The 19,368-nt window shown below is 68.8% G+C and carries 16 protein-coding genes; 7 read left to right on the top strand and 9 right to left on the bottom strand.

Annotation, left to right across the window (positions count from 1 at the left end):
• Positions 1–9: 9 nt before the first annotated feature.
• Genes EL272_RS00960 through EL272_RS00935 form a run of 6 tightly spaced genes read right to left on the bottom strand, consistent with a single transcriptional unit; the run spans position 10 to position 7,596 of the window.
• On the bottom strand, positions 10–1,014 hold the full coding sequence (locus EL272_RS00960; RefSeq protein WP_061787360.1) for a phosphotransferase: 1,005 nt from the start codon (positions 1,012–1,014) through the stop codon (positions 10–12).
• Positions 1,011–2,306, bottom strand: a complete 1,296-nt coding sequence (locus tag EL272_RS00955; RefSeq protein ID WP_061787361.1) for a phosphotransferase family protein — start codon at positions 2,304–2,306, stop codon at positions 1,011–1,013. Before EL272_RS00955 ends, EL272_RS00960 begins: the two co-directional genes overlap by 4 nt.
• On the bottom strand, positions 2,303–4,105 hold the full coding sequence (locus tag EL272_RS00950; protein WP_197720282.1) for an ABC transporter ATP-binding protein: 1,803 nt from the start codon (positions 4,103–4,105) through the stop codon (positions 2,303–2,305). The genes EL272_RS00955 and EL272_RS00950 overlap by 4 nt, the downstream gene beginning before the upstream one ends.
• Complete coding sequence (locus EL272_RS00945) at positions 4,098–5,222, bottom strand: glycosyltransferase family 4 protein (RefSeq protein WP_014845335.1); 1,125 nt, start codon at positions 5,220–5,222, stop codon at positions 4,098–4,100. Before EL272_RS00945 ends, EL272_RS00950 begins: the two co-directional genes overlap by 8 nt.
• Complete coding sequence (locus tag EL272_RS00940; RefSeq protein ID WP_014845334.1) at positions 5,222–6,412, bottom strand: glycosyltransferase; 1,191 nt, start codon at positions 6,410–6,412, stop codon at positions 5,222–5,224. The genes EL272_RS00945 and EL272_RS00940 overlap by 1 nt, the downstream gene beginning before the upstream one ends.
• Complete coding sequence (locus EL272_RS00935) at positions 6,409–7,596, bottom strand: glycosyltransferase family protein (protein WP_061787362.1); 1,188 nt, start codon at positions 7,594–7,596, stop codon at positions 6,409–6,411. Before EL272_RS00935 ends, EL272_RS00940 begins: the two co-directional genes overlap by 4 nt.
• Before the next feature lie 326 nt (positions 7,597–7,922).
• On the opposite strand from EL272_RS00935, the gene yaaA reads away from it, so the two are divergent.
• Positions 7,923–8,693: a peroxide stress protein YaaA gene (gene yaaA, locus EL272_RS00930; protein ID WP_061787473.1), complete on the top strand. Its 771-nt coding sequence runs from the start codon at positions 7,923–7,925 to the stop codon at positions 8,691–8,693.
• A gap of 629 nt (positions 8,694–9,322) precedes the next feature.
• A complete protein-coding gene (locus tag EL272_RS00920; protein WP_014845329.1) occupies positions 9,323–9,808 on the top strand; it encodes a hypothetical protein in 486 nt (161 codons plus the stop codon).
• Positions 9,809–9,865: 57 nt separating this feature from the next.
• Here EL272_RS00920 and EL272_RS00915 read toward each other — a convergent pair whose 3' ends face one another.
• The 3 genes from EL272_RS00915 to EL272_RS00905 are packed head-to-tail and all read right to left on the bottom strand — an operon-like array spanning position 9,866 to position 13,453.
• Positions 9,866–10,831, bottom strand: coding sequence for an ABC transporter substrate-binding protein (locus EL272_RS00915; RefSeq protein WP_061787364.1), 966 nt, complete (start codon positions 10,829–10,831; stop codon positions 9,866–9,868).
• Positions 10,832–10,889: 58 nt separating this feature from the next.
• Positions 10,890–11,897, bottom strand: coding sequence for an ABC transporter permease (locus tag EL272_RS00910; protein ID WP_014845327.1), 1,008 nt, complete (start codon positions 11,895–11,897; stop codon positions 10,890–10,892).
• On the bottom strand, positions 11,897–13,453 hold the full coding sequence (locus EL272_RS00905; protein ID WP_061787365.1) for a sugar ABC transporter ATP-binding protein: 1,557 nt from the start codon (positions 13,451–13,453) through the stop codon (positions 11,897–11,899). The genes EL272_RS00910 and EL272_RS00905 overlap by 1 nt, the downstream gene beginning before the upstream one ends.
• Positions 13,454–13,868: 415 nt before the next feature.
• Between EL272_RS00905 and EL272_RS00900 the strand changes: the two genes are divergently transcribed.
• The 5 genes from EL272_RS00900 (at position 13,869) to EL272_RS00880 (ending at position 19,368) form a co-directional block, all read left to right on the top strand.
• On the top strand, positions 13,869–14,798 hold the full coding sequence (locus EL272_RS00900) for a sugar phosphate isomerase/epimerase family protein (protein WP_061787366.1): 930 nt from the start codon (positions 13,869–13,871) through the stop codon (positions 14,796–14,798).
• Positions 14,799–14,813: 15 nt separating this feature from the next.
• On the top strand, positions 14,814–15,992 hold the full coding sequence (locus tag EL272_RS00895) for a Gfo/Idh/MocA family protein (protein WP_014845324.1): 1,179 nt from the start codon (positions 14,814–14,816) through the stop codon (positions 15,990–15,992).
• Positions 15,993–16,154: 162 nt separating this feature from the next.
• Positions 16,155–17,156 (top strand): LacI family DNA-binding transcriptional regulator, encoded by a 1,002-nt coding sequence (locus tag EL272_RS00890; RefSeq protein ID WP_061787367.1) that lies wholly within the window; start codon positions 16,155–16,157, stop codon positions 17,154–17,156.
• A gap of 401 nt (positions 17,157–17,557) precedes the next feature.
• Entirely contained in the window at positions 17,558–18,901 is a 1,344-nt protein-coding gene (locus EL272_RS00885; RefSeq protein ID WP_061787368.1) for a hypothetical protein, read from the top strand.
• The gene (locus EL272_RS00880; protein WP_061787369.1) at positions 18,898–19,368 is read left to right on the top strand and encodes a hypothetical protein; all 471 of its coding nucleotides are present in this window, start codon (positions 18,898–18,900) and stop codon (positions 19,366–19,368) included. The genes EL272_RS00885 and EL272_RS00880 overlap by 4 nt, the downstream gene beginning before the upstream one ends.

The raw sequence follows: 19,368 nt of genomic DNA, 5'->3' as shown, positions 1-19,368 counted from the left end.
TTCAAGAGTTCACGATGTAGTGGGACCGGAGGAAGCGAGGGTTTCCTCCACCCAGTGGGACAGCCAGCCGGTCGGCCTTGGCCGGAAGGCGTAGACGAAGGCGAGCCGCAGCCGGGCGGCCCGGTGGTATGCGGCGACGCGGTCGAGGGTGGTGGGAAGTGCCCCGGCCAGGTCGCCCAGCAGCAGAGCGAGGATGCGGTCGCGTTCCTGCGCTCCGAGGCTCCCCTGGGCGTGTCGCAGTTCGACGTGGGCCCACAGGTTCCCCAGGTCCAGGGCGGCCTCGCCGCGGGCCGCGGTGTCGAGGTCGAGCAGGCCGAGGGTGATTCCGTCCCACAGCAGCTGCTTGTCGTGGAGGTCGCGGTGGGTGAGCACGCGGGTGCCGTCGTCGCCGGACGTGAGCTGCTGGCAGGTTTCCACGACCTCGGCCCCGAGCCGGTCCAGCAGCGGCAGCGCCCGATGTTCCCGGGCGCTTTCGAACCATCGCCACAGCACGTTGGCCTCATCGGCCCCGGTGTGTTCCGGCAGCCCCGCGGGGCGCGCGACCAGGCCGGGCCAGGTCTCGGCGAAGCGCCGCCACCCGGGCAGCGCATCGCCGCCGAGGTCGTGGAGGGTACGGCCGGGCAGGAGCGCCAGTTCCACCCGCGACGGCGAGTGGGTCAGCACCCGGGCCGCGGCGATCCCGGAGCCGTCGCACAGCTCCGCGACCTGCGAGGACTGCACCGCGACGGCGTTGGCGCGTCCCTGACGGGTGAACTTGATCGCCCGGTCGCAGGCCAGGACCACGGCCCGGCGGTGGAACCGGTGCACCACGAGCCTGCCCGCGACGCCGGGGGTCAGTTCCGGGAGTTCCGGGTCGGAGGCGTAGCCGGTGATCCACACCTCCCCCTCCCGGTTGACCCTCCCGGCGCGGAGTTTGCCCGCGGGGGCCGCCAGTTCGAAGGTGATCGAGCCGTCGCGCCCGGGCCAGGCACGCCGCACGCCGCTGAGCGCACGAACTGTTGACAGGGCTTTCACTTCAGAACCTCCATTATTCGATCGAGATTCGCCGATATCTCCTGCTCCCAGGCGCGGGACGCGCGCCTCAGCGGGTCGGCGGCCCGCAGGATCAGCGACGCCGCGACCGCCCGTCGCAGCTGGTCGCCGGGGGGCAGTTGGCCACCGCCGTCGCGATAGCCGTCCAGGAAGGCGTCGTCGTCCAGGACCGCGATGAAGGACCCCAGGTCGACGGCGCGGGGGGCCAGGCAGGCGCGGTCGAAGTCGGTGAGCCACACCCGGTCGCCGGTACGGGTGGTCAGCACCTGGTCGGGCGACAGGTCGCCGTGGGACAGCACCGGTATCGCGGAGGCCGCCCCGGGGAACCGCGCGACCACCCGGCGCATCCGCTCCGCCAGGCCGGGGGCCAGTTCGTCGAGCAGGGCGGCGTGGGCCAGGCCCTGGGCGGCCGGGTCGGGGGCGCGGAGAGCGAGCGAGCGGGCCAGGTCGTCAGGAACCCCGGCGACGTGGAGCCGGGCGAGCATCGCCCCTGCGGCGCGGATGGGGCCGCGGTCAGCCCCGGGATGGTTTCGACACGGGCCGCTCGCTTCGCTCGCAGCCCGGCTCAACCAACTTCCATCAGAATCGCTCGCAGCCCGGCTCAACCAACTTCCATCAGAATCACTCGCAGCCCGGCTCAACCAGCTTTCGTCAGAATCGCTCGCAGCCCGGCTCAACCGGCTTTCGTCAGAGGGCCGGCTCGGTGGGTTTCCGGCGAGGAGGCCGGCCAGGTCCTGGGCGCCGGTGAAGGCGTGGACGCTGACGCCGTCCAGGGTGCCGTCGTCGAGACGGAGGGGGGTCTCGACCACCCCCGCGATGAAACGGTCGAAGGCCACCCCCCTGTCCCGGCTGGTCGCGACCCGCACCACACGCATCCCGTCGCGCACCACCACCCTGCGCAGCGGGTTGTAGCGCAGCACCTGCGACGCCTCCCAGCGCCCGAGTTTCCCGGACGCGGTGGCGGCTGCGATGCGTTTCAGCAGTTTCGGGTCGGCGGGTAGCGGGCCGGTTTGCGCCAGCAGCTCCCCGAGTTCGTGTTCGGCGGTTTCCAGGCCCAGTTCACCGGCTTCCCGGCGGGTCCGGGCGGCCTTGTTGTGGCTGATGGGCCACAGGAAACGCAGCCAGCCGGCCGGATGGCCGGCGGTGTCGTCGAGGCCGACGACCAGCGAGGTGCGGGGTTTGATCCGCAGCCGGGCGGCCCGGACGGGTCGTCCCGCCTGTTCGCTGAGCCAGCCGGGGTCGAGCACGCGGGCGACGAGTTGTCCGGTGTTCATCGCGAACCTCCGATCCTGATGGAATCCATGTCGCGGCCGCTGGCCTGCACCCAGGCCCGGAACACGTCGCTGGTGGCGACGAGTTCCTCCGGGGTGGCGTCGAGCCGGATGCGGCCGTCCTCGAGCCACACCACCCGTGTCGCCCTGAGCGCCACCTCGGCGTCGTGGGTGACGGCCAGGGTGGTGCGGCCCGCGGCGAGACGGTCGATGGCGTCCAGCACCAGGCTCGCGGCCTCGGGGTCGAGACCGGTGGTGGCCTCGTCGAGCACCACGACGGGTGAGCGGCGCAGCAGCGCCCGGGCGATCGCGATCCGCTGCCGCTGGCCGCCGGAGAGGGTGCCGCCGCGTTCCCCCACGACGGTTTCGTAGCCGTCGGGTTGTTCCGTGATGAAGTCGTGGGCGTTGGCGGCGCGGGCGGCATCCTCCACCTCCGCGTCGGTGGCGTCGCCGCGGCCCATGCGGATGTTCTCGCGGATGGTGCCGGTGAACAGCACCGCCTCCTGGTGCAGCAGGGAGACGCTGGCTCGCAGCTGGGTCAGGTCGAGGTCGGTCAGACGGTGCCCGTCGAGCCGCACACACCCGGAGACGGGGTCGATGGCCCGCACCAGCAGCGACACGAGGGTGGACTTGCCCGCCCCGGACGGCCCGATGATCGCTACCCGCTCGCCGGGCCGGATGTCCAGGCAGAGGCCGCGCAGCACCTCGACGCCGTCGTATTCGGTGACCACCCGGTCGAACCGCACCGCACCCGTCACGACGTCCGGCCGCACCGGCTCATCGGGGGTGACGACGTCGGGGGTGATCTCCATCAGGTCGGCGACCCGCTCCCCCGACGCGCTGGCCCGGGCGATGCGGCCCGTGTACTTGGCCATGTCGCGCAGCGGTTTCATGGTGGTGCGCAGGTAGGTGATGAACAGCACCAGATCGCCGGGACTCATCGCGCCCTGCATCACCCGCAGCCCGCCGCCGACCAGCACGATCGCGGTCGCCAGGCCGACGATGACGTCGGTGGTGCGTTCCAGCCTAGCGGCGTAGCGGCGCGACCGCACCCCCTCCCGCAGCGACGTGCGATTCGCGGAGGTGAAGTTCTCCTCCACCAAGTTCTCCAGCCCGTAGGCCTGCACCACGCGGATCGATGCGAGGGATTCCTGGGCGGTGTTGGCCAGCTGCCCCTCGCCCTTGCGGGTCTGCCGGGACGCGGCGGTGATCTTCCGCGACGTCGGACCCGAAGTCACCGCGAAGGCCACGACCGCCACCAGCACGACGCTGGCGAGCAGCGGGTCGAGGACGAACATCACCACGACCATCACCAGCAGGGTTGCGACGTTGGCCATCAGCGGCAATCCGGCGGTGATCGCGACCTCCTGCATCCGGGCGACGTCACCGACGATCCGCTGCACGGTGTCTGCGCTGCGGTTGCGGGCGTGGAACTGCTGGGACAGACCCTGGACGTGCCGGAACACGCGGGCCCGCAGCGACGTGGCGGCCCGGGAACCGACCAGCGCGAAACAGATGGTGGCCAGGTAGTTGCTGAGGGCACGCAACCCCACGATCAGCAGCAGCGCGACACCGCACCCGATCAGCAGCTCAACGCTCGCGGGCTGGTGGGAGACCTTCGCGCCCCGGAACGCCGTGACCGCGTCGACGACGATCTTCAGGGGCCACGGCTCCAGCACCCGGAAGGCCACCTCCAGCAGCAGCGCGAGCACCCCGAACAGGATGAGCGCGCGGTGCGGGGCGACGTCGGGCGCGACCAGCTTCAGGCTGCGCCGCATCGAGGGTTTGTCGCGGTCAGCCATCGGCCCTCCCGGCCAGGTCGAGGATGCGGTCGACGGCACCGGCCCAGCTGTGTTTCTCCTCGGCCTGCATCCGTCCCCGCCACCCCAGTTTTCCGCGCAGCACGGGGTCGGCTGCGAGGGTGTCGATGGCGGTAGCCAGCGCGGCCGGGTCGGAGGGCGGCACCAGGGTGCCCAGCTCACCGAGGATCTGCGGCAGCTGCCCGACGGCGGAGGCCACCACCGGCAGCCCGGCCGCCAGGTATTCGTAGACCTTCAGGGGCGAGAAGTACTGCTGTTGTTCGCCGCCGAGATCGGGGTAGGGGGCCACTCCGATGGCGGATCCGGCGAGCTGCCCCGGCATGTCGGCGGGGGCGACGGCGCCGCGGAAGTCCACCTCGATCCCGAGGCCCGCGGCCTGTTCCTCCAGGGCGGCCCGTTCGGGGCCGTCGCCGATGATCCGCAGCTTCCAGGGCCGCTTGGCGAGGGCCGCGGCGGCCAGCAGGTCGGCGACGCCGTGCCACGGTTTGAGGGTGCCGACGAAGGTCACCACCGGGTCGCCGATGTCCTCGGGCCGCGGAACGATGCGGGTGATGCTGACGCCGTTGGGGACGGTGCGGACGCTCTCCGAGCCGGTGCGTTCCCGCACCCAGTCGCGAACGGGATCGGAGACCGCGACGGTGGCGGTGGCGGCCGCCACCTGCCGGGCCAGCGCTTTCCCGGCGGCCTCCTCGTCGACGAGCACGCGGTGGGTGCGCTGCTCCTCGATGAGGGGGGCGTTGACCTCCAGGATCCCGGCTGCCCCGGTGGCCTCTGCCACCTCGGCGAGCGCGGTGCTGAACAGCGAGTAGCGCTCGTAGACCAGGTCGGCGCCGCCGGCGATGATGCGCGCCGCGATCCGCGCGGAGACCTCCTGCTGGGCGCGTTCCCTGGCCCCGGGGTCGTCGGCCTCGATGCGGGTCTCGATCACCTCCAGGCCGGCCAGGTCGTCGGGGATGTCGCGCCCGGCGCGGGTGGTGTGGACGGTGACGTCGTGTCCGCGGCGGATCAGTTCCCGCACCACCTCCTGGATGTGCACGGAGGCACCCTTCGTGCCGAAGACGGGGATTCCGGGATCGACGGTGACATAGGCGATACGCATCAGTGTCCTCCCTCCCACGTGGAGAGCGTTGCCGCCTGGCGGCGGCTGTTGAACTGTTCTTCGATGAGGGCCCGGGCGTTGCGGGCGAGGGTGACCACGGGCACCCGCCCGGCGGCCAGCTCGGCCAGGGAACGGGTCAGGGCGGCGACGTCACCGGGGTCGATGAGGATGCCGGTGAGGCCGTCGCGCACCACCTCGGGCAGGCCGCTGACGGAGGTCGCGACCACCGGGGTGCCGAGGGCCATGGCCTCCAGCACCACCGTCGGCAGGCCGTCGATGTTGCCGTCGTCGGCGGGAATGCAGGGGGCAGCGAAGACGTGGGAGCCGCGGATCAGCTCCGAGACCTCGTTCTGGGTGAGCGGACCCACCAGGCGGACGCGATCGCCCAGGCCGAGACGTTCGATGCGGGCGGCGAGCTCGTCGTGCAGCTCGCCACTGCCCGCGATGTCCAGTTCTGCGGGAACCTCGAGGGCCGCGACGGCGTCGATGAGGTCGGCGAAACCCTTCTTCGGGACGAGCCGCCCGACGGTGGCGATCCGCAGCGGAAGGCTGGGCTGGATCGGGTCGCGGTAGGGGAAACGTTCCAGTTCGAGGGCGTTGTACTGCAGGGAGATCCTCGCCCCGGTGCCGTCGAGAACCTCGTTCAGGTAGCGCTCGTTGAAACGGCTGATCGCGATCACCCGGTCGGCGTCACCGCAGATCCGCCGCAGCCAGCCGCGGTCCACGGACTCGTGGTAGATGTCCTTGGCGTGCGTGGTGATGGTGTAGGGCACCCCCGTCAACCGGGACGCGAGCCACGCCATCCGGCCCGCCAGGGAGGCGAAGTGGGCGTGGAGGTGGTCGATGCCGTCGTCGATCACGGACGCGGCCAGGGAGATTCCCTGCGCCACCTCGTCGGCGGGCAGGCCGGCGATGTCGGGCGTGAGTTCGGCGAAGCGGCGTCGCAGGTCCTCGTGGCGCAGGGAGTCGCTGAGCTGGGCCCAGAACTCGCTGGCCTTGGCGGGGCGCGGCACCCACGAGACCTGGGCGCGCACCCGCGCGATCTCGGGGTGGAAGCGGGCATCGGTGGTGGGACGCAGCGCGTAGATGCGCAGGTCGTCGCCGTGGGCCTCGCGGGCCAGGATCTCGGTGACGATGAAGGTCTCGGAGAAGCGCGGGTAGACCTTGAGGACGTATCCGATGCGGGTCATGCCACGACCTCCTGAACAGCGGGATTGGCGTCGCTGAGCAGGTCGGCGGCGAAATCGGCGGTGGCCGCCAGGCCGTCGCGGGAGATGTGGGAACGGTCGACGCGGCGCGTCACGGCGCCGGCCGCCCAGGCCCCGAGGGTCTCGGCGGTGACCTGCGGGGTGCGCATCACGTCGAGGGCGCGGGCGTCGCGGAGCGCCTCGGCGCGGATCAGCTGCTCCAGCCGCGGGGTCTCGCGGGGCACTACCAGCGCCGGGGTGTCGGTGGCGAGGATCTCGCAGACGGTGTTGTAGCCGCCCATGGAGATCACGGCGGCGGCCTCGGCGATCTGGCTGCCCAGGCCCGGCCAGGAGCGGTGCACCTGCGTGCCGGGGGCGGCCTGCGCGGCGATGGCCTCGAAGCTGGCGTCGTCGAGCTGCGGCCCGGTGACGACGATGTTCTCGTACCCGGCCGGGGCCCGCATGGCGACGGCGGCGCGCAGCAGTTCGTGGCCGTCGGATCCGCCGCCCGCGGTGGTGAGCACGAACGGTTTGGGCTCGATCGGTTCGCCGTGGTCGCTGACGCGACGGTCGTGGGCGAGGTAGCCGGTGAAGCGGATGCGGTCGGCCAGGGCGGGCGGGGCCTCGCCCGTGGCGACGGGGTCGTGGACGGCGGGGTCGCCGTAGACCCACACCTCGTCGACGAGGTCGCGCAGCCGGTCGGGGTCGCCGAGGCGTTCCCATTCCGCGGCGGCGACGCGGGGGTCGTCGAGGACCTCGCGCAGCCCGAGGACCACCCGCACGGTTGGGTGTTGCTCTCGCAGCCACATGAGGGGTTCCCGCAGCTCGGACCAGACGCCGTAGATGTGGCGGTCGATGATGACCAGGTCGGGTTTGAAACCGAGCAGGGCGGCCTGCAGCAGCCGGGAACGAAGTTTGATCAGGTCGCCGGTGGCGCCGGACAGGCTGCGCGGCCGATAGCCGTCGCGGCCCTTGGAGACGCCCGGGATGGTGACCCAGTCGAAGCCCTCGGGCAGGGGGAAGCGTGATGCGGGTGCCAGCCCGGTGACCAGGAGCCCCGCGACGTCGGCGTCGATGGCTCCCGGCAGGCGCCGGGCCAGGTTGTGAGCGATGGCCAGGTTGCGTCGCACATGCCCCAGGCCTTGGGAGTCATGGCTGTACAGCAGTACCCGGTAGGTTTTCGCCATGATCGTTGCCTTTCTCTCCAGTCCCGTTTCCCGGGACTGGGAAGAGCATCGCAACCGAAATGAAGCAAGGGATGAGGCTGACGTGAGAGCTTTCTCATATTGTTGAAAATGCTCTCATCCAGCCCCCTCGTCCGCTGCTCCCCGACCCTCACCCCTCCCCCTGTTTTGCTGGCCTTACCCCCTGTTCGCTGGCCCTAATGCCGGTTTGCTGGCCTTGTTCGTGTTCGCTGGCCTCACAGCGCAGGCAAACGTGAACAAGGCCAGCAAAACAGGAACAAGGCCAGCAAACCGAGGGGAGCGGGGAGGGGATGGGTGACAATGAGGGCATGCTGAGCGTTCTCTCCCCCGCCAAGTCACTCGACTTCGACTCGCCGGTCACCGTCACCGGGCACACCGAACCGCGGTTGATCGACGAGACCGAGGGGCTGATCGAGATCATGCGCACCAAATCGCCCGGCGACATCGCGAAACTGATGCGCATCTCCGAGGACCTGGCCCATCTCAACGCGACGCGCTACCGCGAGTTCACCACCCCGCACACCCCCGACGACTCGCGCCCGGCGGTGCTGGCCTTCAATGGCGACGTCTACCAGGGGCTGCGCGCCCGCGACTTCGATGCCCGCGACCTCACCGAGGCGCAGAAGAGCCTGCGGATCCTGTCCGGGCTCTACGGACTGCTGCGTCCCCTCGACCTGATCCAGCCGCACCGCCTGGAGATGGGCACCCGCCTGGCCACAGACCGCGGCCGCAACCTCCGCGACTGGTGGGGCGGGCGCATCACCGACCTGCTGCGCGAGGACCTGGCCGCCTCCCCGGGTGCGAAGGTGCTGGTCAACCTGGCGTCGCAGGAGTACTTCGCCGCCGTCGACGCCGACCGCCTCGATGCGCGGATCATCACACCTCGTTTCGAGGACCGGGACCGGAACGGCACCGCCCGCGTGGTCAGTTTCCACGCCAAACGCGCCCGCGGCGCCATGGCCGGCTGGCTGGTCCGCAACCGGGTCCGCTCCGCGGCAAAACTCCCCGACTTTACCGAGAACGGCTACGCCTACGACGAACAGCGCTCGACGCCCGATGCCCCCGTCTTCGTCCGCTGACCGGATCGCGGAGCCAGAGGAGGTGTTTGACGTCCCGATCCGTGACCGACGCCGAAAGTTTCACCTCGACCCCCACCAGCACACCGCCACGTCCCTCGACCAGCAGATCGATCTCGTGTTCTCCCCGGTGTGTCCGGAATCCTTCGCCAGCGGGTTGCGGCTGCCGATCAGCAGGAAGGAACCAGCAGGGGCGCCGTCACCGGCAGGTCTCGGTCTTGCCAAACCCTTTCGGGCTGTCCAGAGCGACGGCGGGCAGCTCAGGCAGCAGCTCATCCAGCTCCTTGTCAATTACCCTTTCCGGGTATTTCATCGCGCCAATGCGACAGATTCGCAGGTAAAAACGCTACAGATTCGCAGGTCGGACGCCACCTGGCAAGGATGAGCCTCCCCCCGCGTTACACTGAAATCAGAATTGAAGCAAGAGCGGAGACCCTTCGGTCACTGACCCGCCAGGAGATCCCGCGGATGAGGCCTGCGTGGTGGGCATGCCACCAGGAACGGTTTGCGGCCCTCTGCACATTCTCCCCCAACGGATCGGATTTCCACGATCGAGAACCAGCCAGCCGGATGATCACCCGGGGCCAGGTGATTCGCACCCAGATTCCCCCAGACACCAGAAAGGACAGGACATGACCATTGAACATCCCGGATTGTCTCGCAGGACCCTGCTGTCCACTGTCACCCTGGGCGTCCCCGCCCTAGGCCTGTTGGGTGCAGCGAACCTGATCGGCGCCCCCGCCGCCAGTGCGAAGAAGACGCGGATCACGCTGGATGGCTGGTGGGGTCACGAGACGACAACGCTGCTCCAGGCGGCCCTCGGTTTCCCCCAGACCGGGGTGATCGACAGCCAGCCCGCGAGCCTGGCGAAGCAGAACACCGCCCTGTACACGGGCTGGGACTGGGTGCCCGACGGCCGCGCCAAAGGTGCGCCGGTGCTCCGGGAGCTGCAGGGGATGCTTGAGGTTCCCCAGGACGGCTTGATCGGCCCCGTCACCATCAAGGCCCTGCAGACCGACTACGGCGGGGGTACAGCGCTCGACGGAGTCTTGGTCGGCCCCTCCCCCACCGTCAGGGGTTTCCAGCTGCAGATCGAGTTCCTCCTGCCCGCCGAGTGACAACAAACCGAAAGGGGCGGTCCCGATCGGGACCGCCCCTCACCACGCCAGTATCGGTCAGTTGACGATCTGCTGGACGTCCGGGTCCTTGAGGTTCTCGGTGGTCACCCACACCGATTCGGAAACCACGTTCTTCTCCGCAGGGTTCTCGCCCTTCGACGCAGCGACGATCAACTCGACCGTCTTCTTGCCCATGCCGTAGGGGTTCTGCACCACGATGCCGCTGATCTTGCCCTGTTCCAGCAGGGAAATGACGTCGGGCGAGGAGTCGACGCCGACCACCTTCGTCTGCAGGTTCTTCGCGGCCACCTCGTCGGCGATGGCGATCGTCGAGTCGTCGTCGGTGCCGAAGAAACCGACCAGATCCGGGTGCGCCTGCAGGATGCCCTGCGCCTTGTCGCGCGACTTCGCCGGGTCGGATTCGCCGTTCTGCACGTCGACGACCTGCAGCTCGGGCGCGTTCTTGGCCAGGTACTCCTTGAAACCGTCACGCCGGGCCGCGGCGGTGCCGACCTCGCCGTGGGCGATGATCGCGACCTTGCCCTTGCCGCCGGTCAGGGCGACCAGCTTCTCGGCGGCCTGAGCACCCATGCCCTTGTTGTCGGAGGCGACGGTGGCCACGGGCACGTCGGACCCGTTGAGCGGGGTGTCGAAGATGACCACGGGCACCCCGGACTCCTTCGCCCGGTCCATCAGCGCCGGAGCGCCGTCCTGGGCGCCGTCCTGGGGCGCGAACCCAATGCCCAGCGGCTTGTCGTTGATGGCGCTCTGCAGCTGGTTGAGCTGCTTGTCGCCCTCAGACTCGGTGTCGGGTCCGTTGAAGCTGACGTCGACCCCGAGTTCCTTGCCCGCAGCCTCGGCCCCTTCCTTCACCTTCACCCAGTACTCGGCCGAGTTCGCCTTCGCAACCAGCGCCACGCGACCGCCACCCGAGCTCCCACCCGAGCTCGTCGACTGGTTCGAGCATGCGCTGAACCCGACGACCAGTGCTGCGCTGAGCCCGGCAATGAGCAGTTTCTTCATTGTTTTCTCCTATTCAGGGGTTGTGCTGCACTGCACGTTTTGGGATGGGACGCGAGGATCACTCCTCCTTGCCGCCCCTGCGCACGATGTCGACGACCACTGCGATGAGGACGACGACCCCGAGGACCACCTTCTGCCACTGGTCCTGGACGCCCATGATGGTCAGGCCGTTGAAGATGGTCTGGATGGTCACGGCACCGATCACGGCGCCGAAGATCGAGGCGCGGCCGCCTCGCAGCGACGTGCCACCGATGACGGCCGCCGCGATGGCGTACATTTCGTAGCCCTGCCCGAGGGTCGGCTGGGCGGCGGACAGCCGCGACGACATCAGGATGCCGGAGATCCCCGTGAACAGGCCGCAGATCACATAGGCCAGCACCTTCCAGCGGTGGGTGTCGACGCCGGAGATGCGGGTGGCCTCCTCGTTGGAGCCGATGGACAGGGAGTAGCGCCCGACGACGGTGTGGTTCATGAGCACACCGGCGATCACGGCCAGCAGGATGAGGATCAGGATGCTGTTGTAGACGCCGGGGATGATCTCACCGACCGCGATACCGCTGTAGCCCTCGACGTTGCGCAGCGAGATGTTCTTGCCACCCGCCATCACCAGGGCCGCGCCCCAGCAGACCATCATCATGGCCAGCGTCGCGATCATGGGCTGCATCTTGATGTAGGCCACCAGCACCCCGTTGATGAGTCCCAACAGAGCGCCCGCCGCCAGGCCACCGAGGACCCCGACCCACATGGGCAGGCCGAAACCGCCCGACTTGGCGATCAGCACCCCCGCGAACACCGACGTCGCCGCCATGCCGAGCCCGGGGGTCAGGTCGATGCCGCCGGTGGCGATCACGAACGACAGCCCGAGCGCCTGCACACCCGTCACGACGGAGGCCAGCAGCAGCGACGAGAGGTTGCTCCAGTCCGCGAACGCCGGTTTCATGATGGTGAAGAAGACGGACAGGAGGATCAGGACGGCCACCACCAGGATCTGCTGGAGGATCGCCTTGTACTGCTCGGGAATGCCCCTGGACCGGACGGTGGTGGGGGCGGCGGTGGCGGTGGACATCAGTTGGCCTCGCTCGTGGTCTCGGTGGTCGTGAACTGGGTGGCCAGCTCCATGATTTTCTCCTGGGTGGCCTCGGCATTCGGGAGGAATCCGGTGATACGGCCGTTGCACATCACCGCTATCCGGTCGGACATGCGCAGCACCTCCTCCATCTCGGAGGAGATCATGATGATCGACTTGCCCTGATCGGTCAGTTCGTCGAGGAGGTCGTAGATCTCCTGTTTGGCGCCGACGTCGATGCCGCGGGTGGGTTCGTCGAAGATGAGGATGTCGCAGTCGCGCTCCAGCCACTTGGCGAGCACCACCTTCTGCTGGTTGCCGCCGGAGAGGTTCCGGGCCTGCTGGCGCACGCTGGGGGTCTTCGTGGCGAGGGTCTTCACCCATTTCCCGGCGGCCTGGCGCATCCTGCCGTCCTGCAGCAACCCGCCCGTGGAGAACTTCTTCAGCGACGGCAGCACGGTGTTTGCCGCGACGTCCTGCTGCAGCACCAAGCCGTAGCGTTTGCGGTCCTCGGAGAGGTAGCCGATGCCGATCTTGACGGCGTCCTTCGGGCTGTGGATGTCCACCTGTTTGCCGCCGACCGTGACGACGCCGCCGGTGCGGGGATCGGCGCCTATCAGGGCCCGCGCCACCTCGGTGCGGCCCGCGCCCATCAGCCCGGCGAAACCGAGGATCTCGCCCTTCTCCAGGTGGAAGCTGACGTCCTTGAGCAGCTCGGCGGTGGACAGCTTCTTCACGTCGAGGACCGTCTCGGTGCTCTCGCGTGGTTCGGGTCGCACGTCGGAGGCCAGTTTGCGACCCACCATCAGCTGGATGATCTCCGGGATGGTGACCTCGGAACTCGGGCGGCTGTCCACGAACTTCCCGTCGCGCAGGACGGTGATCTGGGTGGACTTGCGGCGGATTTCCTCCATTCGGTGGGAGATGTAGACGATGCCGGTGTCGGGTCCGATGAAACCGTCCATGATCCGGAACAGCGTCTCCACCTCGGCGTCGTTCAGGGCGGCCGTCGGCTCGTCCATGATCAGGACCTTGGAGTTGAACGAGAGCGCCTTGGCGATCTCCAGCAGCTGCTGGGAGGCGACGGTCAGCTTCCCCACCTGGATGCGCGGGTCGATCTTGACCCCGAGCCTCTCCAGGAGTTCGGCGGCGTCGTTGTTGAGCTTCTTGTGGTCGAGGAGACCGCCGGGCAGCCGGGGTTCGCGGCCGATGAACATGTTCTGCGCCGCCGTCAGATGGTTCATCAGGAAGAATTCCTGGTGGATGACGCTGATGCCCGCCTGCTGGGCGGCGAGCGGGGTCGGCAGGGTGATGGGTTCGCCCCGCATCAGGACCTCGCCCTCGTCGGGCTGGTAGAGCCCCGAGAGGACCTTCATCAGCGTCGACTTGCCGGCGCCGTTCTCGCCGACGAGCGCGTGCACCTCCCCGGTGCGCAGGGTGAAGTCGACGCCCTCCAGCGCCCGGACCCCCGGGAAGAACTTGCTGACACCCCGGGCCTCGAGCAGGACCTCCCCGAGACGGGCACTGGCCTCGGGACCAGATTCGGTGGTGGTCATGTATCAGCCTCCTCGCTGGACCGGTGGCGATTCCCCTGGGCCCGGGTCCCGCACATCACGGGTGCCCAACGGGTTCAGAGGTTTCGCGGACATGTGTGACTCTCCTGGCCACGGGCCACCATGTTTACGCCCCGTCGCCAAAATGTCAAGACAATGGGATTTATCTTTAGATCGCTTTAACCACTTTTACCTAGACCGCTACAGCGGGCGGACGGACGAATCGCCTCGCCGGACCTCCGGCGACCACCTCTCCCCCAGTCAACCGGGCCCCGGCGGCCGGACGATCCCCCGGAATCGCCTTCTTGACACCTCTGGGACCGCTGCCTAAACTCAAAACTAGAGCGGTTCAAATGCGGCGTCGTGGCCCGTGCCGAATCGTCCTGCGACCAGAAACCCTGTGACAGAAGGCCCGCGCATGTCAGGCAAGTCCCGAAATCCCGAAAAGCCTTACAACAAACTCACAGTAGGAATCGCCCCCGATTCATGGGGAGTCTGGTTCCCCGAGGACGACAAACAGGTCAATTGGCAGACCTTCCTGGACGAGGTCGCCGAGGCCGGGTACGAGGTGATCGAGACCGGACCCTTCGGTTTCCTCCCCACCGACCCCGAGGTGCTGCAGGCCGAGTGCACCAAACGCGGCATCCGCGTGGTGGCCGGCACCCAGTTCGGCATCCTGCACCGCCCCGAGGCGTGGGAACAGACCGAGCGCGAGATGCGCGCGAACGCCTCCGTGTTGAAGGCCATCGGCGCCCACCACCTGGTGTACCTGCCACCCATGCTCCGCGACCTCCAGACCGGGGGCTGGGCCGAGGACCCGAACCTCAGCGACGCCGATTGGAAACTCCTCGCCGGCAACGCCAACCGCCTGGGGAAGCTCCTCAAGGAGGACTACGACGTCACCATGGTGGTTCACCCCCACGGCGACTCCCACATCGAGAACCGTGAACAGATCGACCGGTTCTTCGCCGAGACCGATCCCGAATACGTCTCCTTCTGCCTGGACACCGGGCACCTGGAGTACGGCGAGGTGGACACCGTCGACCTGATCCGCTCCTACCCCGACCGCATCGGCCTGGTGCACATCAAGCAGATGGACCCCGAGGTGGTGCAGCGGGTGCGCCGGGAGAACCTGTCGTTCGGCGAGGCCGTCTCGCTGGGCGTGTGCGTCACCCCCGACGCGGGCCAGCCGAAGGTCGGGGCCGTCATCGACGCCCTCGCCGCCCTCGACAAGGAGCTCTACGTCATCGTCGAGCAGGACCTCTACCCCTGCGCCCCCGATGTTCCCCTCCCTCTGGCCATCGAAACCCGCAGGGTCCTGGCCGACAACCACCTCGGCATCCACTGAACCCAGGAGAAGATCATGACGAAACAACTCGGAGTCGCCGTCATCGGTGCCGGCATGGCGGGACGCAGTCACGCCAACGGATACCGCCAGGCCAACACCATCCACGGCGGCGGCCTGCCGCCGGTCCGGCTGATCGCGATCGCGGACATCAACCAGGAGCTCGCCACCGAGGTGGCCGGGCGTTACGGCTTCGAAAAGGCCGTCGGCTCCTGGCAGGAGATCGCCGATGATCCCGAGATCGACGTGGTGAGCGTCGTCGTCGGGAACTCGCTGCACCGCGAAGTGGTCGAGGCGCTGCTCGCGGCGGGCAAGCACGTGCTATGCGAGAAGCCCCTGGCCGACACCCTCGCCAACGCCGAGGCCATGGTCGCGGCGGCCGAGAAGGCGGGAACGGTGGCGGCGACGGCGTACTCGTTCCGCCGCAACCCGGCCGTCGAGGCGATCCGCGACCTGCTGGCCTCCGGAGAACTGGGCGATCCGATCCTGATTGAGGCCCACTACCTGGCCGACTACGCCTGCGACCCGGCAGGCCCGATGAGCTGGCGGTTCCGCGGCGACCTGGGCAGCGGCGCACTCGCTGACCTGGGAGCCCACATCATCGACCTGGCCGAGTACGTCGCAGGGCCCATCGTCTCCGTGGCCGGAGCCGACTTCACGATCTCCATCAAGGAACGCAACCTGCCCCTGGGCAACGTGATCGGCCACGACCACGCGGAGCTGTCCGACGAGAAGGAGGCCGTCACCAACGACGACTCGGCGGTGTTCACCGCCACTTTCGCCAACGGCGCGGCCGCCACGTTCCGTACCTCGCGGGCGGCCTACGGACCGCCGAACGACCTGGCGCTGACCATCACGGGCACCCAGTCGCGGGCCGTGTTCGACTGGCGCCGCCCCGCGGAATTCGTGGTCTCCGACAACCAGCCGAGCGCCCATACCCGCGGCGACCGGGTCGTCTACGTCGGCCCCGGCACCGCCGCGGTCTTCGACGACGCCGTCCCGATGCCGGGCGGCAACATCAGCTTCGGCTACGGTGACCTGTTCGTCTACCAGATCCGCGCCTTCCTCGACCAGGTACTCGGGCGCGAGTCGAGGCTTCCGGCCTGCGCCACCCTGGCCGACGGCCTGCACACGATGAAGGTGCTGGACGCCGTCACCCGCTGTTACCACAGCGGCGGAGCAAGGACTGCCGTCTGAGACGGTTCGACGGGCCGGTACTCGCCCGTTGACCTCTCGACCTCCCTGCGGCAGGAAACCGGGCCGCCGTCCGATCGATCCGGCGGCGGCCCGATCTTTTTCCCCGAAACCGGAGGTTCGGCGTTTCTCCCCTGCAATACTGAATCGCGGAGGTGGGGACCCATGGGAACCGTGACGATGGAGGACATCGCACGCCGGGCGGGGGTGTCGCGGGCGCTGGTGTCGATGGCCTTCCGCGACGTGCCGGGGGTCAGCGCCGCCACCCGCGACCACATCCTCGCCACCGCCGACGCCATGGGCTACCGCTTCAACCGGCTCGCGTCGCGACTGGCCCGCAAGGCGGCCACGACCTTCGGGGTATTCCTCCTCGACCTGCGCCAGGACGTCTACGCCGACATGTTCGACGGCATCAGCGCCGTCGCGAAAACCAACGACAAGCACATAGTGATGGCGGTGGGGGCCAGCGACGGTTCCCTGGACGCCGCCGCCCTGGAGACCCTGGCGCAGTCGCAGGTGGACGTCGTGATCGCCACCGGATTGTTGCTGCCGGACGCCGATGTGGTGGCGTTCAACGCCCAGGTGCCGCTGGTCAGCGTCGCGCGAAGGGTCGACGGGGTGGACTCGGCCTGCACCAACAACCTGCGCGGCGCGCGGCTCGCCACCGAGCATCTCCTCGGGCTGGGACATCGTCGCATCGCGTTCCTTGCGAACCCGCAGACCGACGGCTACCTCGACCGCAGGCTCGGCTACCTGGCGGCCATGGGGGACGCTGGGCTGGCGGGTGACGTGGTGGTGTCGCGGTATTCGAGGCAGCAGGCAGCCGTCGACGCCCACGGCCTGCTGGCCCGCGACCCGGCGAACCGCCCGACCGCGATCTTCGCCCACAACGACCAGGCCGCGTTGGGTGCGCTGGACGCGGCCGCCGAGCTGGGCCTCGGCGTCCCCGGGGACGTGAGCGTCGTGGGCTACGACAACTCCCAGCTGAGCCGGGGGGCGAGCACGAACCTGACAACGGTGGATCTCCACGGCAGCGACCTGGGCCGCGACGCCGCGGAACTCGCCCTGCGCCGCCTGGCGGATAGCGACGCTCCCCCGGAGACCCGCACCAGCACCCCGTCGCTGGTGGTCCGGGGAACCACGGGCCCAGTGCGCGAAGTCGGTTGACCCGGGCCGCGAGCGCCCCTCCCCGAAGCTGGTTGAGCCGGGCCGCGACGAAGGAGCGGCCCGAGTCGAAACCAACCCACACCCGGTAGGCAGACCCGACCACAAGTCCCCGACCACCCTCACCATGGTTTCGACGCGACCGGCTCGCTAACGCTCGCAGGTCGGCTCAACCAACTTCCCCTCCCCGAAGCTGGTTGAGCCGGGTCACGAGGAACGAGTGGCCCGAGTCGAAACCAACCCACACCCGGTAGCCAGAGCCCCCCACGGCCACCTTGGTCTCGACACGCCCGGCCTCGGGAAGGAGCCCCGTCCCCGGGATCCCAGTTTCTCTGGTTTCCTCACGCCACCGGGGAAACTGGCCTAGCGTGTGTGGGCAACGGCCAGACGTTGAGGAGTCCCCGATGAAGTTGACCGGCACCTGCTTCGCCTTCGACGTGCCCGCCACCTGGACGGTGGAGACGAAAGAGGGGCTGGTCACCGCCACCTCGGACGAGTCGGTCGCGGGTTTCAGCCCGGACGTCGTGCTTCGGGAGTGGCAGGTGAAACGCCCCACCCGGTCCTCCCTGGCGCGGGCATCGTGGGCGAACCTCCGGGAGATCTCCCGGGAGAAAACCGTCCTCCACGTGGAAGCGATTGCCGACAGGAAAGCCAATTCGGACATCAGGGAGCGCCGCCGGTCGTGGGCGTTCTCCGTGCCGGACGTTGCCGGGGGCGATGCCGAATCGCTTGGTCTGTTGACGATCCGCAACCTGCTGGTTGCCGGGAAGGCGCTGGCGGAACTGACCGTGACCGTGCCCTGGCGAACTTGGCGTCGCGGCGGTGTTCACGAGACGATCCTGGATAGCCTGCGACCCCTGCCACGCAAGGAACGCGGGATTCCCCGCGAGGCGTTGACCGCCGACGCGCTCCTCTGCGACGAGTGGGCGGAGCGGCGCGACGACGCGCCCCGGGAGAACCTGGAGATCCTCGAACCACCCGAACTCCGGCCGGTCATACCCCATTCACCGTGGCGGACCGAACCCGCCGAGACCGCACCGGCCATCCCCTGCCTCTCCACCGAGATCGTCGAACTCCCGGAGAAAGCCTTCAAGGCCTTCGACAGCCTGGCGTTGCTCGGCCGCTCCGCGAAGAACGCAATGCTGACCTACACCGGCTGGAAGCTGGCGCGGGCTGGGTTGGCGGGCTGGGACGGCGTGGCCACGGAGCTGGGGGCGCGGGCGGCCCGGCACCTGCAGAACGGGCGGCACATGGCATTGCAGGTGAAGAGTTCCCCACCGAAGCTGCTGACCTTCTGGATCGACGGCTCGAGCGCCCTGGCCGTCCTGTCCTTCATCTGCCCACGCACCAATTCCGACAGGAGCGCCCTCGGTTTCTGCCCCACGGAACGGATTCCCCGGGTTCTGCTGGAGTCGATCGGATTCCATCCCGCCTGGGAAATGCGTTTCCGCTACACCGTGACGCGACACGAACTGCTGGCAAAGCTGCTCGCCGACATCCCACCCGGCGCCGCGACCCGGAGGGACGCCGTCGCGTTCTCCGCGCAACGCTGGGTTCCCATGTCCCTGCTCGGCCCGGAGGGGGAGCCGGCGCTCACCTGGGTGATGACCCCGCACCGCGGGGCCGCGATCCTGAGGAACCGGGCGGATGCGAACGAGATCACCGTGACCAACAACCCACGACGACCCTTCTGGGAGCTTCTCCTGGAGGCCTCGACGCGACTCATCCAGGAGGGTTCCGGCTCATGATCCTGCTTGATTCCACACGGCACAGCGCCGCTTCCCCCGTTGCCGTGGCACTCCTCCTGGGAATCCTCGGCCTCCTGGCGATCTGGGGAGGGATGCGCATCCGGAACGCGAGAATCCCGAACTTCGTCACGACCTACACCGGCCGGGCCTCCGGCGCCCTGACCTTGCCGTTCACGGGGATCTGTCTGCTCTGCGCGGGCGTCGCCGGTGTCGGATACTCGCTTCCCTCGTGGGTGAAGGGGCTGATCGGCCTGGTCCTCCTCCTCACCGGGGCCATCGCGCTGCTCGGCACGTTCATCTGGTTCCCGCGTTTCCTGCTGCCCGCCTGGTACCGGAGAGCCACCAAGACGGGGGTTCCCCGCAACGACCGGCATCTCATGAGCTGGTTCAAGGAGCTCTCCGAGGATGACCAGGAGGAGCTGGTCCGGTTGCGCACGGAACACGACGCCAAGGACTCCCCCCGCTGA

Source organism: Arachnia propionica (assembly GCF_900637725.1).
GTDB classification, from domain to species: Bacteria; Actinomycetota; Actinomycetes; order Propionibacteriales; family Propionibacteriaceae; genus Arachnia; species Arachnia propionica.
The sequence above is the reverse complement of the archived record's forward strand: the minus strand, read 5'-3'. Positions and strand labels throughout refer to the sequence as shown.

What these genes read in the sequence shown, in the direction of transcription:
- yaaA (WP_061787473.1), top strand. Translation starts at nt 7,923, where the DNA reads ATGCTGAGCGTTCTCTCCCCCGCCAAGTCACTCGACTTCGACTCGCCG.
- EL272_RS00885 (WP_061787368.1), top strand. Translation starts at nt 17,558, where the DNA reads ATGAAGTTGACCGGCACCTGCTTCGCCTTCGACGTGCCCGCCACCTGG.
- EL272_RS00935 (WP_061787362.1), bottom strand. Translation starts at nt 7,596, where the DNA reads ATGGCGAAAACCTACCGGGTACTGCTGTACAGCCATGACTCCCAAGGC.
- EL272_RS00955 (WP_061787361.1), bottom strand. Translation starts at nt 2,306, where the DNA reads ATGAACACCGGACAACTCGTCGCCCGCGTGCTCGACCCCGGCTGGCTC.
- EL272_RS00940 (WP_014845334.1), bottom strand. Translation starts at nt 6,412, where the DNA reads ATGACCCGCATCGGATACGTCCTCAAGGTCTACCCGCGCTTCTCCGAG.
- EL272_RS00880 (WP_061787369.1), top strand. Translation starts at nt 18,898, where the DNA reads ATGATCCTGCTTGATTCCACACGGCACAGCGCCGCTTCCCCCGTTGCC.
- EL272_RS00905 (WP_061787365.1), bottom strand. Translation starts at nt 13,453, where the DNA reads ATGACCACCACCGAATCTGGTCCCGAGGCCAGTGCCCGTCTCGGGGAG.
- EL272_RS00900 (WP_061787366.1), top strand. Translation starts at nt 13,869, where the DNA reads ATGTCAGGCAAGTCCCGAAATCCCGAAAAGCCTTACAACAAACTCACA.
- EL272_RS00950 (WP_197720282.1), bottom strand. Translation starts at nt 4,105, where the DNA reads ATGGCTGACCGCGACAAACCCTCGATGCGGCGCAGCCTGAAGCTGGTC.
- EL272_RS00920 (WP_014845329.1), top strand. Translation starts at nt 9,323, where the DNA reads ATGACCATTGAACATCCCGGATTGTCTCGCAGGACCCTGCTGTCCACT.
- EL272_RS00895 (WP_014845324.1), top strand. Translation starts at nt 14,814, where the DNA reads ATGACGAAACAACTCGGAGTCGCCGTCATCGGTGCCGGCATGGCGGGA.
- EL272_RS00910 (WP_014845327.1), bottom strand. Translation starts at nt 11,897, where the DNA reads ATGTCCACCGCCACCGCCGCCCCCACCACCGTCCGGTCCAGGGGCATT.
- EL272_RS00890 (WP_061787367.1), top strand. Translation starts at nt 16,155, where the DNA reads ATGGGAACCGTGACGATGGAGGACATCGCACGCCGGGCGGGGGTGTCG.
- EL272_RS00915 (WP_061787364.1), bottom strand. Translation starts at nt 10,831, where the DNA reads ATGAAGAAACTGCTCATTGCCGGGCTCAGCGCAGCACTGGTCGTCGGG.
- EL272_RS00945 (WP_014845335.1), bottom strand. Translation starts at nt 5,222, where the DNA reads ATGCGTATCGCCTATGTCACCGTCGATCCCGGAATCCCCGTCTTCGGC.